We start from the raw sequence: 16,874 nt of genomic DNA on the forward strand, positions 1-16,874 counted from the left end.
CGAGGCGGCAGGGCACGCGGAATGGAAGGCGACTGGTCATCCGCGATCGAACGCGCACGCAGGCACGCGCCGTTCCTGGCCCGCGCCCTCGATCGCCAGCCGGATCTTGCCGCCTTGCTCGAGACCGGGGACGGCGAAGCGGCCTTGCGCTGGGTCGCGGATGCAGGATCGGGCGCCGGGGAGGTCGGCAGCACCCTGCGGCGCCAGCGGCTGGCCCTGGCGACGACGCTGGCGCTGGGCGACCTGGCGGGCGCTTTCCCCCTGGCCCGGGTCGTGGCTGAATTGTCCGCGTTTGCCGACCGGGCCATGGACGCGGCAATCGGCGCCGCGATCCGCCGCCGGGTGCCAGATGCCCGGCCGGCCGGCATGATCGCCCTGGCGCTGGGCAAGCACGGCGCGTGCGAGCTCAACTACAGCTCCGATATCGATCCTATCCTGCTGTACGATCGCGACACGCTCCCCCGGCGCGATCGCGACGATCCGGGGGAGGCGGCCCAGCGCTATGCCAGCGAGGTGGTTCGTTTGCTGAGCGAGGTCACGGCGGAAGGCTATGTCTTCCGGGTCGACTTGCGGCTGCGGCCGGCGTCGGAGGTGAGCCCGCTGGCCATTCCCGTGGAAGGGGCATTGACGCATTACGAAAGCTCCGCCCTGGCGTGGGAGCGCGCGGCATTCATCCGTGCGCGGGCCTGCGCCGGCGATGTGCCGGCGGGGGAGCGATTCCTCGCCGCAATCCGGCCATTCGTCTGGCGCCGCAGCCTCGATTTCGGCGCCATCGGGGAAATTCGCCGCCTGACCGCGCGCATCCGCGCCAGTCATTCGGGGCCGCGCACGCCCGGGCCCGGGTTCAACGTGAAGCTGGGCCGCGGCGGCATACGCGAGGTCGAATTCTTCGCCCAGACGCACCAGCTCATCCATGGCGGGCGCGATCCGGCCTTGCGCGAAAGGGGGACACGCGCGGCCCTCGACGCCCTGGCCGCCGCGGGATTGATCGACAACGGCGACGCCGCCGAGCTTGGCGAGGCGTACGACCGGCTGCGAACGATCGAGCATCGCCTGCAGATGGTCGAAGACCACCAGACGCACAGCCTCCCTGCCGGCGATGCGCTCGACAACGTCGCCGCGCTCGACGGCCTGGCCGATGGAAAGGCACTGGTCGAAGAACTGCGGTCGATAACGGACGCGGTCGCACGGCGTTACGATTCGCTGATCGCGGAGGACGAGGTTGCCGTCGCGATGCCCGCACGCGGCGGCGCGCTGGCGGCCCGGCTGGAGGAGCTGGGCTTCCCGGATGGGGAGCGCCTGGCCGAACGCATCGCCGGCTGGGGGGACGGACGGATCCGCGCACTGCGGTCGCAGGCCGCGCGCGATGCGTTCGAAACGCTGCTGCCGACGCTGCTCGAACGGTTTGCCGCGGCGCCGGACCCGGTGCAGGCGCTCAACCGCTGGGAGCGCGTGCTTGCGGCGAGCCCGAGTGCGATCAACCTGTTCAATCTGCTGATCCAGCGCCCCGCGCTGCTCGACCAGCTTGCCCGCATCCTCGTGCTCGCGCCGACCCTGGCGGACAAGCTGGGGCGGCGGCCCGAACTGCTCGACACGCTGATCGATCGCCGGGCGCTGGAGCTGCCGGGCCCTGTAGAGGCGATCGCCGACCGCATGGCCTGCGAGGAGGGCACCGATTACGAAGTCCGGCTCGACCGCATCCGCCGCGTCACCGGCGAGCTGCGCTTCGGCCTGGGGCTCCAGACGATTGCGGCGATCCACGATCCGCTGGCCATCGGCGCGGCGCTGTCGCGGACGGCGGAGGCGGCCCTGGTGGTGGCGCAGCGCGATGCTGTGCGCGAATTCGAACAGGTGCACGGCAAGGTTCCGGGCGGGGAGCTCGTCGTGCTCGGCCTGGGGCGGCTCGGCGGCGGGACGCTGACCCATGCATCGGACCTTGACGTCATCTACCTGTTCACCGGCACCTTCGACGGGGAATCGGACGGTCGGCGGCCCCTTGGCGTCACGCATTACTTCAATCGGCTGGCCCAGCGGGTGACGGCTGCGCTCAGCGTGCCGACCGCCGAGGGCGCGCTGTACGAAGTCGACACCCGGCTGCGCCCCCAGGGCGCTCAGGGGCCGCTCGCCGTCAGCCTCGACAGCTTCGCCCGATACCAGCGCGAGGAAGCCTGGACATGGGAGCACATGGCGCTGGCCCGCGCCCGGCCGCTTACCGGGTCAGCGGACGCGCGGGCTGGCCTGCAAGCGATCATCGACAGCGTGCTTCACCAGCCGCGCGACGCCGACGTGCTGCGGACCGACGTGTTGCGGATGCGGGCGGAAATGGCTGCCCACAAGCCGCCGCAGGGTCCGCTCGATGCAAAGCTGCTGCGCGGCGGGCTCGTCGATCTCGAATTCCTGGTGCACTACCTGCAGCTTCGCGAACGCGCCGGGTTCGATCCCGATCTCGGCAAGGCGGTGGCGCATTTGGCCGAACTGGGTGTGCTGCGTGCGGAACTGGGCCCCGCGCTGGCGCTGATGACCCGGTTGCTGGTCGCGGGCCGGCTGCTCGCGCCGGACCTTGCCGAACCGGCTCCTGCGGCAGCGCAGGCGCTGGCCGAAGCATGCGGCCATGATGGCTGGCGCGCGCTGGTGGACGCCTTTGCCCGCGCCCGGCAGGAAGTCGCCGCGAGCTGGGCCGAATCGCTCGGCGAACCCTTGGAGACGTGAAATGAGCTATCCCGGAGTGGGCGACCCGATGCCTGATATCGCGCTGGAAACGCCCGAAGGCGGCACGGTGCGCCCGTCGGACTTCGCCGGCGCGCCGGCCGTGATCTGGTTCTATCCCAAGGACAACACGCCCGGCTGCACGACCGAGGCGAAGGACTTCACCGCACTCGCCCCGGCGTTCGCGGAAGCCGGCGTGGCCCTGCTGGGGGTGTCGAAGGATTCGCCGGCACGGCACGCGTCCTTCATTGCCCGTCAGAGCCTCGCGGTCCCGCTGGCGAGCGATGCGGCGGAAGGCGGCCTGTCCGACGCGCTCGGCATCTGGACGGAAAAGAAGCTCTACGGGAAGACGTTCATGGGCATGGTGCGGACCACCTACCTGCTCGATTCCGAAGGCCGGATTTCGCGGGTCTGGAACAAGGTCAAGGTCAGGGGCCACGCCGCCGAAGTGCTGGAAGCGGCCCGCGCGCTGTGAACCCGGACCCGTCGGTCGGCGCGGCGATCCGCGCGGCGCTGCTGACCGCTGACCCTGCGGCCAAGGTCAAGGCGGCGCGCAAGGTCGCCCGCGACTGGCGGCTGGGGCTACTGGCGTTGTCCGGTGACTTGCCGATGCCGTCCCGCCCGGCCCGGCCCGCGGCGCCGGAACTGCTGCCGCCGAACCGGATGCCCAAGCGCGGAAAGGGCGGATCGCGGCGGACGCGGATCGCGCTGTGGCACGCGCTCGCGCACATCGAATTCGTCGCGATCGATCTGGCGCTCGACATGGCCGGGCGGTTCGGCACGGAAATGGGCGCGGAATTCGTCGGCGATTTCCTCGGCGTCGCAGCGGACGAGGCGATGCACTTCGCCTTGCTGGATCGGCATCTCGCGTCGATGGGCAGTCATTACGGTGCGTTGCCGGCGCACGACGGCTTGTGGCAGGCCGCCGCGGACACGGCTGGCGATGTCGCGGCGCGGCTGGCGGTCGTGCCGATGGTGCTGGAGGCGCGCGGGCTTGACGTCACGCCGGCGACCCTGGCGCGGGTGCGCGCAGCCGGCGATCAATCGGGCGCCCGCATCCTCGAACGAATCCTTGACGACGAAATTCGCCACGTCCGGATTGGCGTCAAATACCTGCGGCGAATTGCGCATAACCGCGGCGTAAGCCCGGATTCGCTATGGATTTCGCTGGTGCGCAGGCATTTCCGCGGCGCGCTGAAGCCTCCATTCAACGACTCGGCGCGTTCGGCTGCCGGTTTGTCGCTCGCAGCGTGCGGTGTGCTTGCTTCATAAAAGTTTCGCCGCTTAACCCACAATCCACGAGACGGCGGGGGGTTCCGATCAGTCTCAGGAAATTTAACGAAACATCGCTTTTGCGGTGATTTCGCATCGGGTTCGAAGCGGCGCCGGGGGGTGTCGCCGTAAAAAGGACGGGTATTTTGGTCGCAAGCCTTATCCAGCGCCGGGTCATTGCTGCACTCGCGGCATTCGGCGCAGTCTTCACGATGGGCGCCACGCCCGCCCTCGCCAACGCCAGCGCCGCTTCGGCGGACCTGGTCGCCCCGGTCCGCGATGCCAAGGCAGCGGGCGTTTCGGGCGGTGACGAACAGTTCAAGCAGCTGTTCAGCAGCTGGCGCTCGATGGACCAGAGTCCGACCGTTTCCACGCCCGTCGCGCCGTCGATGGGTGTTTCCATCCCGTCGCGCGCCCCGCTGGCCGTCGGCTCCACCAGCAGCGGCTACGGCATGCGCACCCACCCGGTGATCGGCGGCAAGCGCGCCCACAAGGGCATCGATCTTGCGGCTCCGACCGGCACGCCCATCTACGCCACCGCCGACGGCGTGATCGGCAAGGCGGACTGGTTCTCCAGCTACGGCCTGTTCGTTTCCATCGCGCACGGCGGCGACATCGAAACCCGTTACGCTCACATGAGCCGCGTCGCCGTTGCCGCGGGCGACCGGGTGCGCAAGGGCGACGTGATCGGCTACGTCGGTTCCACCGGCCGCTCGACCGGGCCGCACCTGCACTACGAAGTCCGCGTTGCCGGCGAAGCGGTCAATCCGATCCCCTACATGGCGGAAACCGGTGGCGGCAGCAGCAGCGGTCTCGCGCTCGCCGCGAAGTAAGCATTTCGACGAACAGCGCCCGCCGAACGCGGCGGGCTCCGGCAGCTGGGAGAGGGCGCCGGTGACGGGGCGGCGGGCGTAAGTCCTGCCGCCCTTTTCGCTTGCCCGGTGGCAATGGAAAACTAGGCTCCCGTCAAAAGAGCGACGGGAGAGATGACGATGCATCCGACAATCCACGCGCAGGCGCGTGCGCAGCATCCGGCTATCGTCATGGCCGGGAGCGGCCAGATCGTGACGTACGGAGAGCTCGACGCCGCCGCCGACCGCATCGCCCAGCTGCTGCGCAGCCGGGGCATCGGGCAGGGCGGGGCGGTGGCCCTGCTGCTGGAAAACCGGCCGGAATATCTCGAGATCGCCTGGGGCAACCAGCGCGCCGGCACCACGCTGGTACCGATCTCCACGCACCTGACGGCCGACGAGATCGCCTATATCCTGGCCGACAGCGACGCCACGCTGCTGATCAGTTCAGTCCAGTTCGCCCCGCGCCTGGCCGAACTGGCGTCGCTGGCGCCCGATGTCGCGCAGCTGGTGTTCGAAGGGGCGCCGGATGCCGCGGCGGCGATCGCGGCCATGCCGGCGGAGCCGATCGCCGACCAGGCGCCCGGCCTCGCCATGCTGTACAGCTCCGGCACCACGGGCCGGCCCAAGGGGATCAAGCCGGTCAGCCCGCCCGATCCCGATCACATGGCGGTTTCGCCGCTCGTCATGCTGGCGGCCCACGCCTTCGGATGGCCCACGGACGGCAGCGTCGTCTATCTTTCGCCGGGCCCGCTCTACCACGCCGCACCGTTCCGCTGGACGATGACCACGCACTGTCTCGGCGGCACGGTGGTGGTGATGGAAAAGTTCGATCCCGAAGCCGCGCTCGCCGCGATCGAGAAATACGCGGTCACCGACAGCCAGTGGGTGCCGACTCACTTCGTCCGCATGCTCAAGCTGCCGGAAGAGGTGCGCACGCGGTACGACCTGTCGAGCCACAAGCGCGCGATCCACGCGGCCGCGCCCTGCCCGGTCGATGTGAAGCACGCGATGATCGACTGGTGGGGGCCGATCCTGCTGGAATACTACGCGGGGAGCGAAGGCAACGGCATGACGTTCCTCACCGCGCAGGCATGGCTCGATCATCCGGGCTCGGTCGGCAAGCCTATCATGGGCGTGCCGCATATCTGCGACGGCGAAGGCAAGGAACTGCCCGTTGGCGAGGAAGGGGTGATCTTCTTCGAGAACGACAGCCAGTTCGCCTATCACAACGATCCGGACAAGACGGCCGAAGCGACCCATGCCCAAGGATGGACCACCCTGGGCGACATCGGCAAGCTGGATGCCGACGGCTACCTTTATCTCACGGATCGGCGCAGCAACATGATCATCTCGGGCGGGGTGAACATCTACCCGCAGGAGATCGAGAACCTGCTCATCACGCACCCCGCGGTCGTCGACGCCGCCGTTGTCGGCGCGCCGGACCCCGACATGGGCGAACGCGTGGTGGCGGTGGTCCAACCAGCGGACATGGCGCGGGCCGGCGACGGCCTGAGGGCCGAGTTGCTCGAATACCTGGGCCAGCGGCTCGCCCGGCTCAAGCTCCCGCGCGAGATCGAGTTCCGCGACGCCCTGCCGCGCGAGGCGAACGGCAAGCTCTACAAGCGCAAGCTGAAGGAGGAATTCCGCGAGCGCGCCGCGGCCGAGCGCCCGGGATAGGCGGTCGGCATCCCGGGAGCGAGGCCGTCAGAACGGGAAAACGATCGGGATCGCGATGCACGCCGCGGCCCAGGTGACGAGGTTGAGCGGCAGGCCGACGCGCACGAAATCCATGTAACGGTATCCGCCCAGCTGGAAGACCAGCGCATTGGTCTGGTATCCATATGGCGTGGCGAAGGCCGCGCTTGCCCCGATCATGACGGCGGCGACGAACGGTTTGGGGTGGACCGCCAGCCCTTCGGCCAGGCTCACGGCCACCGGGGTCAGCAGCACCGCGACGGTGGCGTTCGACAGGAGTTCGGTCAGCAGGACCGTCGCGCCGTAGAACACGATCAATGCAAACAGGGGGCCCAGCGGGCCGATGGTGTTCACCAGCCTGGCGGTCGCCGCGGCGGCAAGGCCGGTTTCCTCCATGGCCACGCCGATCACCACCATCCCGGCGATCAGCATCAGGATTTCCGGGCGCAGCCCGCGGTATGCCTCGTCCGGATCGATCACGCGGATCAGGATCAGCAGCACCGCCCCGGCAAAGGCGGTCGCGGCGATGGGTGCCACGCCCATCGTGGCGGCCGTCACCGCGCCGATGAAGACCATCAGGGACGCAAACGCCCTCCATGGGTGGAAGCTGTGCTCGGGCGCGAAGACCGCCGCGTTGCCGATCGATGCGGACTGGTCCGGGTGGCGCAGCGCCTCGGCCGTCCGCTCCGCATCGTCTGCCGGCGTGTCGAAGCGGATCAGCCGCCCGGCGAAGAAAAACAGGAACGCGCCGCCCGCCGCGGCCACCGCCAGGCCGACCGGCGCAATCTCGAACATCGAGAACGTCGGCGAACCGCTGGAACGGGCCATGTCGTTGACCAGCAGGTTGGTCGAAGTGCCGATCAACGTGCAGCACCCGCCCAGGACAGTGATGTACGATAGCGGCATGAGATAACGCCGCGGGTCGAGCCCCACGCTCTTCGCCACGTCGCGGATCACCGGGGCTGCCAGGACCACGATCGGCGTGTTGTTCAGGAACGCGCTGACCGCGCCGCACAGGACCATCACGATCCAGATGCCGGTCGCCCCCGCCTTGCGCGCCAGCCACACCCCGCCGCCGATCGCCTTGTCGAGCAGGCCGGAACGCTCCATCGCGTAAGCGATCACGAACAGCGCGGCGAGCGCGATGATCGCCGGGCTCGCGAATGCGACCTGCACGTCAACCGGCTTGACCGCGCCGGTCATCAGCAGCACCGCCGCCCCGGTCAGCGCGACGACGTCCGCGCGAAACCGGTCGAGGATCATCGCGCCCACCACGGCCGCCAGCACGCCCAGCGTCACCGCCTGGTTGGGCGTGAGGCCGGTGGCCGCGAGGAAATCCGCGACCGCGTTCATGCGCCGAGCAGCCGCTGGGCGATCGCGCGCACTTCGCTGCCCATGTCCTCACGCTCCAGCGCCAGCGCCAGCGTCGCTTCGACGAAACCCAGCTTGCTGCCGCAGTCGAATCGGCGACCGGCGAAGGTGACGGCGTGGAAGGGCTGGCCGCCGATCATGCGGGCCATCGCGTCGGTAAGCTGTATCTCGCCGCCGGCGCCGGCCTCCTGCGCCTCCAGCACGCGCATGACTTCCGGCTGGAGGATATAACGGCCGGAAATGATCCGGGTGGAGGGCGCCTGGCCCAGCGGCGGCTTTTCGACGAGGCCGGTGACTTCGGTCAGGCTGTCTGTCACCGCGGCGCCGGGCGCGATCACGCCGTAGCTCGATACCTGGTCGGCCGGGACGTCGAGCACGCTGATGAGGTTGCCCCCCACCGCGTCATAGGCGGCGATCATCTGCGCCATGCAGCCCGGGCTGCCGTGCATCAACTCGTCGGGCAGGAAAACCGCGAACGGTTCGTCGCCCACGATATCGCGGGCGCACCAGATCGCGTGGCCCAGCCCGAGCGGTTCCTGCTGGCGCACGAAAACGCAATTCCCCGGCGGCAACCGGGTCGGGCCCAGCACGGCGAGATCCTTGCCGCGGCCACCCATCGTCCGCTCCAGCTCGAACGCGATGTCGAAGTGATCCTCGATCGCGGCCTTGCCGCGCCCGGTGACGAAGATCATCTGCTCGATCCCCGCCTCCAGCGCCTCGTCCACGGCGTACTGGATCAGCGGTCGGTCGACGATCGGCAGCATTTCCTTGGGCACCGCCTTTGTCGCGGGCAGGAAGCGGGTGCCCAGCCCGGCGACGGGAAAAACGGCTTTCCGGATAGGTTTGCGGATCATGGCCGATGCGAATCGCAGGCGCCGGGGAAGGCGTCAACCGGTTGCGGCCTTGCGTGCGTCCAGCCCGCGCGCCGCACCTTCGCGCGAACCAATTCTTGTGCCGCGCCCCGCCGGCGCTAAAGCGCGTCGATGGACAAGATCATCGTCGAAGGCGGCAAGCGCCTCAGTGGCAGCATTCCGATCAGCGGCGCGAAGAACGCGGCGCTCACCCTCATTCCCTGCGCCCTGCTGACCGAAGAGCCGGTGACGCTGCGCAACCTGCCGCGGCTGGCCGATATCGACGGGTTCCAGCATCTGATGAACCAGTTCGGCGTGACGACCGTCATCCAGGGCAACCGGCCGGAGGATTTCGGCCGGGTCATGTCGCTCGAGGCGACCCGCATCACCGGCACGACCGCGCCGTACGATCTGGTGCGCAAGATGCGCGCCTCGATCCTCGTGCTCGGCCCGATGCTGGCGCGCATGGGCGAAGCGACCGTCTCGCTTCCGGGCGGCTGCGCCATCGGCAATCGCCCGATCGACCTGCACTTGCGGGCGCTGGAGGCGCTGGGGGCCACGATCGAGCTCGCCCAGGGATACGTTCGCGCGCACGCGCCGGACGGCGGGCTGCCGGGCGGGGAGTACGATTTTCCCGTGGTGTCCGTCGGCGCGACCGAAAACGCGCTCATGGCGGCGGCGCTCGCCAGCGGGACCAGCCGCCTGCTCAATGCCGCGCGCGAGCCGGAGATCGTCGACTTGTGCAATCTGCTGGTCGCCATGGGTGCCGAGATCGAAGGCATCGGCACGTCGGACCTGACGGTCCACGGCGCGCGCCGCCTGCACGGCGCGACCTATTGCGTCATGCCGGACCGGATCGAAGCGGGCAGCTACGCCTGCGCCGCCGCGATCACCGGGGGCGAAGTGCTGCTGGAAGGTGCCAAGGCGGAAGACATGTCCGCCACCATCCACGCCTTGCGCAACATCGGCGTCAGGGTCGATGCGGAGAAGGGCGGCGTCCGCGTTGCGGCGGATGGCAAGCTGCGCGCGGTGACGCTCTCCACCGCGCCCTACCCGGGCCTCGCGACCGACATGCAGGCTCAGCTCATGGCCCTGCTGACGGTGGCCGAAGGCGCCAGCGTGCTGCACGAGACGATTTTCGAAAACCGCTACATGCACGTCCCGGAACTGGCACGAATGGGGGCGAACATCGAAACCTCCGGCCGCACCGCGGTGGTTCACGGCGTCGCCAAGCTGCACGGGGCCGAAGTAATGGCCACCGATCTGCGCGCATCGATGAGCCTCGTGATCGCCGGACTCGCGGCCGAAGGACAGACCGAAGTGCGGCGTCTCTATCACCTCGACCGGGGTTACGAGCGGCTGGAGGAAAAGCTCGCACTGGTCGGCGCACAAGTAGAACGCGTCGGAGACGAATGAGAATTCTCTTTGACGGGATACGCGCACCGCTTCCGGCGTTGATGGGCCAAGAAAGAGAGGTCCACCATGGCACTGCTGAAACTCGCCGCGCTCGGAACGCTCGGCTACGTCGGATACCAGTACTACCAGAAGAACTTCGCGCATAAGGGCCAGGCCGCCTTCGCCGGCAGCGAAGGCAACTACGGCGCCAACCACGTCCGCGCGGCGGGTCCCGAATCGATGCGCGACAACGGCGGCCGTGCGTGGGACAAGGCCGATCAGGCAAGCGATGAAAGCTTTCCCGCCAGCGATCCCCCGGCGACCTACTGAAGGAGCAACGGGTCTGGATCGCCCTGACGGGTGAAGAGGCGGGTGGGTCCTTCTTCGGATCTGCCCGCTTTTCTATGCGCCTTTGGCGGGGTGCCGGGACGTGTCCTGAGACACCAGCCACAGACGCACCGCCCCCGCGAGGCCGCAGGGCGTCGGGCTTGCGATGCGTTCTTCGTCGATCATCGCGACCAGCGTATTGACCGGCACGCCGCGCGCGGCGGCCGCGGCGCGCAACATGTCCCAGAACATCGGCTCGAGACTGATCGAGGTTTTGTGGCCGGCGATCTCGACCGAGCGCTTGACCGGGGGGTGGTAGGGAACAGGCACGCCGGGCGGTCTAGCCGACGCCCGCGGCGCTGTCGCCCGCCTTCAGTCCGCCGATTCGTCCTCCGGCGGAGGATTGGCGGCCACCAGGTGTGAGACGATCGCAGGATGCAGCGGGTCGCTGAAGCGAATGCCTGCAGAGCCCTCGGAAATCCATGCCATTTCTCCGCCGAGCGCTTCGAGGCCACCGATCTTGAGGGCCCAGCCGCTGCTGGCGGCCACGTACTGGTCGGCCATGCTGATCCGGCAGCCGGTGGCGGACAGGTCTTCGACTTGCACGGGAAAGCGCGCGCCTTTGCTCGACCGGATGCGGCCGTCGATCCGCGTATCAAACCGGGGTTCGGCGCGGCGGTCCCCGTGTATCGAATCCGTGCTCATCTGCTCCGTCCTGGCGATTGCTGGAAGAGCGACCTGTCTTGTTTTGCGGGTTCTTACGGGGGAAGTACGAATATCGAGTTAACATCTGTTGGTTGCGCGCGGCCGCTTTCGCCGCTGCCGCGCGCCGCCGTCAGTACATGTGCTGGCCGCCATTGATGCTCATGGTGGAGCCGGTGACGAAGCCGCCTTCGTCGCTGGTCAGGAAGGCCACCCCGCGGGCGATCTCGCCTGCCTGGCCCAACCGGCCGACGGGTATCCGGGCGACGATCTTTTCCAGAACCGGTTCGGGCACGGCCGCCACCATGTCGGTGTCGATGTAACCGGGCGCGATCGCGTTGACGGTGACGCCCTTCTTCGCCCCCTCCTGTGCCAGCGCCTTGGTGAAGCCGTGAATGCCGCTCTTGGCCGCGGCGTAATTGACCTGGCCATATTGGCCCGCCTGCCCGTTGATGCTGCCGATGTTGACGATCCGGCCCCAGCCGCGCGCCACCATGCCGGGAAAGCACGCCTTGGCCATGTTGAAACATCCGCCCAGGTTGACCCGCATCACGTCGTGCCAGTCGTCGTAGCTCATCCGGGCAAGAGTGCCGTCGCGAGTGATGCCGGCGTTGTTGACCACGATGTCCACCGGGCCGACCTCTTCGGTCACGCGTTGGCATCCCTCGAGGCACGCCTCGTGGTCGCCTACGTCCCACTTGTAGACCGTGATACCGTGTTCTTCGGCGAAAGCCTGGGCCTTCGCATCGTTGCCAGCGTAGTTGGCGACGACCGTGCGTCCCTGTTCCTTGAGCGCGAGGCAGATCGCCTCTCCGATGCCACGGGTGCCCCCAGTGACGATTGCCACGCGTTCCATTGCCGCTCCTTGCCTGTTTCAGGTCTCTCCGCCTGACAGGCTAGGGCCAAGGCTGCGTCCGGGCAAAGAAAAACCCCGCCGGGCCGGGGCTGAAATCACGCGCGCTGTCGCCCGATCGTCAGAATTTGAACTGGGTGCCGACGTAAACCGCCTGATCGTCGCGCACCGCGTCGGTCAAGGGGGCGAGCCGGTCGCGATCCTGGCTCAGGCGCACGCCGGCAGTGACGTTGATGTTGCGCGACAGGCGATAACCGGCGCCGAGATCCACCGCCTGCTCGCCGGCGCCTTCCAGCGTCAGGGGGCTGCGGCCGGTGCGGCTGTCGCTTTCAAGCGCGAGGCGCGGCTGGAGCCGGCCCGGCGTTTCCTTCACACCTTCGCGCGGTCGAAAGCTCGCAAGATCAGGCATGTCGATCTGCCGTATGTCGAGCGCGGGCGCGGCGGGCTTGGCGAATGTCTGATACCCGCGCGAAATGCCGAGATTGTAACGCGACGGCGCGAGCGTGGCGAGCGACGGGCCTGCCCCGACCTCCGTCTTCGCCACGGCGATCGCGTTGCGCACGGATATGGCGCGGGCGACTTCGGAGTCGACACGAATGGCAACGGTAGCGGTGCGATCCGCATCGAGATTCGTGCCGGCCGGGGTGAAGCGCATCGTGCGCCCGCGCGCCGCGATCTTCGCTGCCACGCGCTGCGCCAGCGCGGGGTCGACATTGGCGGGGGTGAACGGCGTCAGCGCGGAAAGCGTACGCACCGGGGGCGAAGCGGCGGTGATTGCAAGGCCGGCAGTGGGCACGGCGGCCAGCGCGACAGCCACAGCCGCCAGCGCGGGGGCGATACGCTCCCGGGCAGGGCCCTTGCCGTTCGTCTGCGCCTTGCGCTTCACTGTTGCTCCTCGGTCCTTCCCCGCGGGCGATAGAGCCTCGCGCGCCTTAACGTTTGATGAGCCGAATGGTTTCACCGGCAACCGACTCGCCCCTGGGGGCAAGTCCAGCTTCAAACTGTAACGCACAGGCCGTGTTTGGCGAGCAAATCCGTGACAGGCGTGCGCAAGTGCCGCCGACTGTTGCTCCATTCGCACAGGTGGCCCATCGCAGGATTAAGCACGGGTTCACGGCGCCCTGCCACTTGAGGGTGCCCAGCGATGCCTTGCCCGCGCCGCGCGGGCGCTCTAGAGGCGCTGTTGCACATTCTTTGAGGGATCTTTCCGCCAGCATGACCGCCACTTCGCGCACCCTTCGCACCCTTCGCGCCGCCGGCGTGATCGCCGCTGTCGCCGCGCTGGCCGCTTGCGCCGGCGGAAATGACCGGCCTCGGGCGGACCTCGCCGCCAGCCAGGTGACCACCATCGGCGTCAACGCCTACCTCTGGCGCGCCGCGCTGGAAACGGTGAGCTTTGCTCCGCTGCTTCAGTCCGACAGCAACGGCGGCGTGATCGTGACCGACTGGTACGCCAACCCCAGCAACGCCGGCGAACGGGTCAAGATGACTGTCTCGATCCTCGACCGCGACTTGCGCGCCGATGCCGTGCGTGTCGCCGCGAGCCGCCAGGTCGCGCAAGGGGGGCAGTGGGTCGATGCGCCCGTTCAGGCGGCCACCGTTCAGCGGCTGGAAGACATCATCCTGACCAAGGCTCGCCAGCTTCGCCGGGAGGCGATCGCCGGCTGACGCTCGGGCATCCGAGGCCCGGTCCACCGCGCCTGAGTGGACGCCGGGGGCGGGTTGTCCTTCCCTTTAGCTGAGGCCGAAACGATAAGCGGTCCTTCGACAGGCTCCAGGATGAACGGGTGTTGTTGAGATGACTGCCAGACGTTTCGATCCCGCCATCGCCGATGCGAAATGGCAAGGCGTATGGGATGCCGCCAGCACATTTCGCGCCGACAGCTCGAGCGCGAAGCCGAAAAGCTACGTGCTGGAGATGTTCCCTTACCCATCGGGGCGCATCCACGTGGGCCACGTGCGCAACTACGCGATGGGCGACGTGCTGGCTCGTTACAAGCGGATGACGGGGCACGAAGTGCTGCATCCGATGGGCTGGGATGCTTTCGGCATGCCCGCCGAGAATGCCGCGATGGAGCGGGGCGTCCACCCCGGCGGGTGGACGCGCGATAACATCGCCCACATGAAAGCGCAGCTGAAGCGCCTAGGCTTCGCGCTCGACTGGAGCCGTGAGTTCGCGACTTGCGATCCCGAATACTACGGGCACGAACAGGCGCTGTTCCTGAAGCTGTACGAAGCCGGGCTGGTCTATCGCAAGGAAAGCGAGGTCAACTGGGACCCGGTGGACATGACGGTCCTGGCCAACGAACAGGTCATCGACGGCAAGGGCTGGCGATCCGGCGCGGCGATCGAGCGGCGCAAGCTCAGCCAGTGGTTCCTGAAGATCACGCAGTTCGCAGGCGATCTGCTCGACGGGCTTTCGACCCTGGATCAGTGGCCCGACAAGGTCCGCCTGATGCAGGAGAACTGGATCGGGAAGAGCCAGGGCCTGCAATTCGCCTTTGATCTTTCGAACGGCGACAGCCTGGAAGTCTACACCACGCGTCCGGACACGATCTTCGGCGCCAGCTTCGTAGCCGTCGCCCCAGACCATCCGCTTGCGCAGGGCGTAGCGGCGATGAACTGCGATGCAGCCAAGTTCATCGCGCAATGCAAGCGCGGTGGGACCACCGCGGCCGAGCTCGAGACCGCGGAAAAACTCGGCTTCGATACGGGTATCGGCGCCAGGCATCCTTTCACGGATGCGCACCTGCCCGTCTTTATCGCGAACTTCGTGCTGATGGATTACGGCACCGGTGCCGTCATGGGCGTTCCGGGGCACGACCAGCGCGACTACGAATTTGCCGACAAGTATGGCCTCCCGATTCTCCGCGTCGTGGCGTCAGGCTTGGACGATGCTGCAAGGCCCTTCGACGGCGAGGCGGAGAGTGGCGACGGCCTGATCGTCAATTCGCAGTTCCTCGACGGGATGAGCGTGGAGAACGCCAAGCGCGAAGTGATCCGGCGGATCGAAGGGCAGGGCCGCGGCCAGGGCCGCACCGTCTGGCGCTTGCGCGACTGGGGCGTCAGCCGCCAGCGGTACTGGGGCACGCCGATTCCGTTCATTCACTGCGACGCTTGCGGCATCGTGCCGGTGCCCGAAGGCCAGCTTCCCGTCGTGCTGCCGGAAGACGTCGATTTTTCCGCCCCCGGCAACCCGCTGGAACGCCATCCGACCTGGAAGCACGTCGATTGCCCCGCCTGCGGCAGCGCCGCGCGGCGTGAAACGGACACGCTCGACACCTTCGTCGACAGTTCGTGGTACTTCCTGCGCTTTGCCAGCCAGCCCGCGGACAAGCCGTTCGATAGCGAGGAGGTGGCCGCCTGGCTGCCGGTGGAACAATACATCGGCGGGGTCGAACACGCGATCCTGCACCTGCTGTACGCCCGTTTCTGGACCCGCGCGCTCAACCACCTCGGCATGGTCGATTTCGCGGAACCGTTCGCCTCGCTGTTCACGCAGGGCATGGTCACTCACGAAACGTACGCGCGCGAAGATGGCGGGCGCGAGACGTGGTACGGCCCCGACGAAGTCATCCGCACCGCCGAAGGCGCGACCTTGAAGGCTGACGGGCAGCCGGTGACGATCGGCAAGGTCGTCAAGATGTCGAAGTCGAAGAAGAACGTGGTCGACCCTGACGCAATGGTCGATCGCTATGGCGCGGACGCGGTGCGCTGGTTCATGCTGAGCGACAGCCCGCCAGAGCGGGACCTGCCCTGGTCCGAGGCCGGCATCGAGGGCTGCGGGCGCTTCGTCCAGCGGTTGTGGCGGTTGTTCGGCACGTTCGGGGTTGATTCGCAGGGTGGCGAGCAGGGCGACGATCCGGCGCTCGACCGCAAGGTTGCCCAGGCCGTTGCCGGTGCGGGGGCGGATATCGAGGCGCTGTCATTCAACAAGGCCGTCGCGCGGATCTACGAACTGACTTCGGCAGTCGAAAAGGCCGCGCCTTCGCGCAGCCGCGACGATGCGATCCGCACGCTGGTGCTGCTCGCCGCGCCGATGATGCCGCATCTCGCCGAAGAGGCCTGGTCGCTGCTGGGCGGGGAAGGGCTGGTGGCCGAAGCCGCCTGGCCCGTGTTCGACGCGGCGCTGCTGATCGCCAACGAGGTGACGATCGCTGTCCAGGTCAAAGGCAAGCTGCGCGACACGCTGACAGTGGCCAAGGGCACGGCAGCTGCCGATCTTGAGGCGCTTGCCCTTGCGTCCGAGAAAGTCCAGCGTTCAATCGACGGGGCACCGGTCCGCAAAGTGATCGTGGTGCCCGACAAGCTGGTGAACATCGTCGCATGAACCGCCTTCGTGTCCCGATCCGCGCTGCGGTGGCCCTGCTCGCAGCAGCGCTCCCGCTGGCGGCATGCGGGCTGCAGCCGATGTACGCCGGCGGGGGCAGCGGACAGGTCGCCCGCGCGCTCGCCGCTGTCGAAGTCCCGGCGATCGAAGGGCAGGCCGGCTGGCTGGTCCGCAACGCGCTGGTCGATCGGCTGGGCGCGCCGGAGGGCAGCGCCGCCGCGCGTTACCGGCTGCTTGTGCGGCTTGACGACCGCCTGGAAGGGCTCGGCGTGTTGAGCGACGACACCATCGGCCGCGAACGGCGCACCTTGCGTGCCCGCTATCAGCTCGTCGATCTTGCGAACGGCGAAATCCTCGTCGACGCGACGGCGGGCTCCGACGCCGGGATCGACGTCGTATCAAGCGAATACGCGACCATCGCCGCCGAGCAGACAGCACTGGAAAACCTCTCGCGCGAGGTCGCGTCGCAAATTTCCACGAGGCTCGCGCTGGTGCTGCGCGACCGTCAGTAAGGCGGG

16 protein-coding genes are annotated in these 16,874 nt (G+C 68.1%); 10 read left to right on the forward strand and 6 right to left on the reverse strand.

Annotated features, from left to right (window positions below; all coding sequences use genetic code 11):
* Positions 1-21 precede the first annotated feature (21 nt).
* The 5 genes from GRI40_RS09895 (at position 22) to GRI40_RS09915 (ending at position 6,509) form a co-directional block, all read left to right on the forward strand.
* Positions 22-2,709, forward strand: coding sequence for a bifunctional [glutamine synthetase] adenylyltransferase/[glutamine synthetase]-adenylyl-L-tyrosine phosphorylase (locus GRI40_RS09895; RefSeq protein ID WP_160611164.1), 2,688 nt, complete (start codon positions 22-24; stop codon positions 2,707-2,709).
* A 1-nt stretch (position 2,710) separates the two neighbouring features.
* Complete coding sequence (locus GRI40_RS09900) at positions 2,711-3,181, forward strand: peroxiredoxin (RefSeq protein WP_160611165.1); 471 nt, start codon at positions 2,711-2,713, stop codon at positions 3,179-3,181.
* Positions 3,178-3,978 carry a DUF455 family protein gene (locus GRI40_RS09905; protein ID WP_160611166.1) on the forward strand — a complete coding sequence of 267 codons (801 nt, stop codon included), beginning with the start codon at positions 3,178-3,180 and terminating at the stop codon, positions 3,976-3,978. The genes GRI40_RS09900 and GRI40_RS09905 overlap by 4 nt, the downstream gene beginning before the upstream one ends.
* A gap of 212 nt (positions 3,979-4,190) precedes the next feature.
* Positions 4,191-4,811 (forward strand): M23 family metallopeptidase, encoded by a 621-nt coding sequence (locus GRI40_RS09910; RefSeq protein WP_160611538.1) that lies wholly within the window; start codon positions 4,191-4,193, stop codon positions 4,809-4,811.
* A 159-nt stretch (positions 4,812-4,970) separates the two neighbouring features.
* Positions 4,971-6,509, forward strand: coding sequence for an acyl-CoA synthetase (locus GRI40_RS09915; protein ID WP_202390312.1), 1,539 nt, complete (start codon positions 4,971-4,973; stop codon positions 6,507-6,509).
* A 27-nt stretch (positions 6,510-6,536) separates the two neighbouring features.
* On the opposite strand, the gene GRI40_RS09920 is transcribed toward GRI40_RS09915, so the two are convergent.
* Both GRI40_RS09920 and GRI40_RS09925 read right to left on the reverse strand, forming a co-directional pair.
* Positions 6,537-7,880, reverse strand: a complete 1,344-nt coding sequence (locus tag GRI40_RS09920) for an SLC13 family permease (protein ID WP_160611168.1) — start codon at positions 7,878-7,880, stop codon at positions 6,537-6,539.
* Positions 7,877-8,752 carry a UTP--glucose-1-phosphate uridylyltransferase gene (locus GRI40_RS09925; protein WP_160611169.1) on the reverse strand — a complete coding sequence of 292 codons (876 nt, stop codon included), beginning with the start codon at positions 8,750-8,752 and terminating at the stop codon, positions 7,877-7,879. Before GRI40_RS09925 ends, GRI40_RS09920 begins: the two co-directional genes overlap by 4 nt.
* Positions 8,753-8,881: 129 nt before the next feature.
* Between GRI40_RS09925 and murA the strand changes: the two genes are divergently transcribed.
* Positions 8,882-10,165, forward strand: coding sequence for a UDP-N-acetylglucosamine 1-carboxyvinyltransferase (gene murA, locus GRI40_RS09930; protein ID WP_160611170.1), 1,284 nt, complete (start codon positions 8,882-8,884; stop codon positions 10,163-10,165).
* Positions 10,166-10,231: 66 nt separating this feature from the next.
* Positions 10,232-10,474, forward strand: a complete 243-nt coding sequence (locus GRI40_RS09935) for a hypothetical protein (protein ID WP_160611171.1) — start codon at positions 10,232-10,234, stop codon at positions 10,472-10,474.
* Between the two features lie 72 nt (positions 10,475-10,546).
* Here GRI40_RS09935 and GRI40_RS09940 read toward each other — a convergent pair whose 3' ends face one another.
* The 4 genes from GRI40_RS09940 to GRI40_RS09955 form a co-directional block, all read right to left on the reverse strand.
* Entirely contained in the window at positions 10,547-10,801 is a 255-nt protein-coding gene (locus GRI40_RS09940) for a ribbon-helix-helix domain-containing protein (protein ID WP_160611172.1), read from the reverse strand.
* A 42-nt stretch (positions 10,802-10,843) separates the two neighbouring features.
* A complete protein-coding gene (locus GRI40_RS09945) occupies positions 10,844-11,176 on the reverse strand; it encodes a PilZ domain-containing protein (protein WP_160611173.1) in 333 nt (110 codons plus the stop codon).
* Positions 11,177-11,306: 130 nt separating this feature from the next.
* Positions 11,307-12,029, reverse strand: a complete 723-nt coding sequence (gene phbB / locus GRI40_RS09950; protein ID WP_160611174.1) for an acetoacetyl-CoA reductase — start codon at positions 12,027-12,029, stop codon at positions 11,307-11,309.
* Positions 12,030-12,147: 118 nt separating this feature from the next.
* A complete protein-coding gene (locus tag GRI40_RS09955) occupies positions 12,148-12,912 on the reverse strand; it encodes a hypothetical protein (protein WP_160611175.1) in 765 nt (254 codons plus the stop codon).
* A 329-nt stretch (positions 12,913-13,241) separates the two neighbouring features.
* Here GRI40_RS09955 and GRI40_RS09960 point away from each other — a divergent pair, with 329 nt between their 5' ends.
* The 3 genes from GRI40_RS09960 to lptE all read left to right on the forward strand — a co-directional run bounded on the left by GRI40_RS09960 (position 13,242) and on the right by lptE (position 16,868).
* On the forward strand, positions 13,242-13,694 hold the full coding sequence (locus GRI40_RS09960; RefSeq protein ID WP_160611176.1) for a DUF3576 domain-containing protein: 453 nt from the start codon (positions 13,242-13,244) through the stop codon (positions 13,692-13,694).
* Between the two features lie 130 nt (positions 13,695-13,824).
* Positions 13,825-16,356 carry a leucine--tRNA ligase gene (gene leuS / locus GRI40_RS09965; RefSeq protein ID WP_160611177.1) on the forward strand — a complete coding sequence of 844 codons (2,532 nt, stop codon included), beginning with the start codon at positions 13,825-13,827 and terminating at the stop codon, positions 16,354-16,356.
* Positions 16,353-16,868 carry an LPS assembly lipoprotein LptE gene (gene lptE / locus GRI40_RS09970; protein ID WP_160611178.1) on the forward strand — a complete coding sequence of 172 codons (516 nt, stop codon included), beginning with the start codon at positions 16,353-16,355 and terminating at the stop codon, positions 16,866-16,868. The genes leuS and lptE overlap by 4 nt, the downstream gene beginning before the upstream one ends.
* Positions 16,869-16,874: the final 6 nt, after the last annotated feature.

Source organism: Tsuneonella aeria (assembly GCF_009827495.1).
Classification (GTDB): Bacteria; Pseudomonadota; Alphaproteobacteria; order Sphingomonadales; family Sphingomonadaceae; genus Tsuneonella; species Tsuneonella aeria.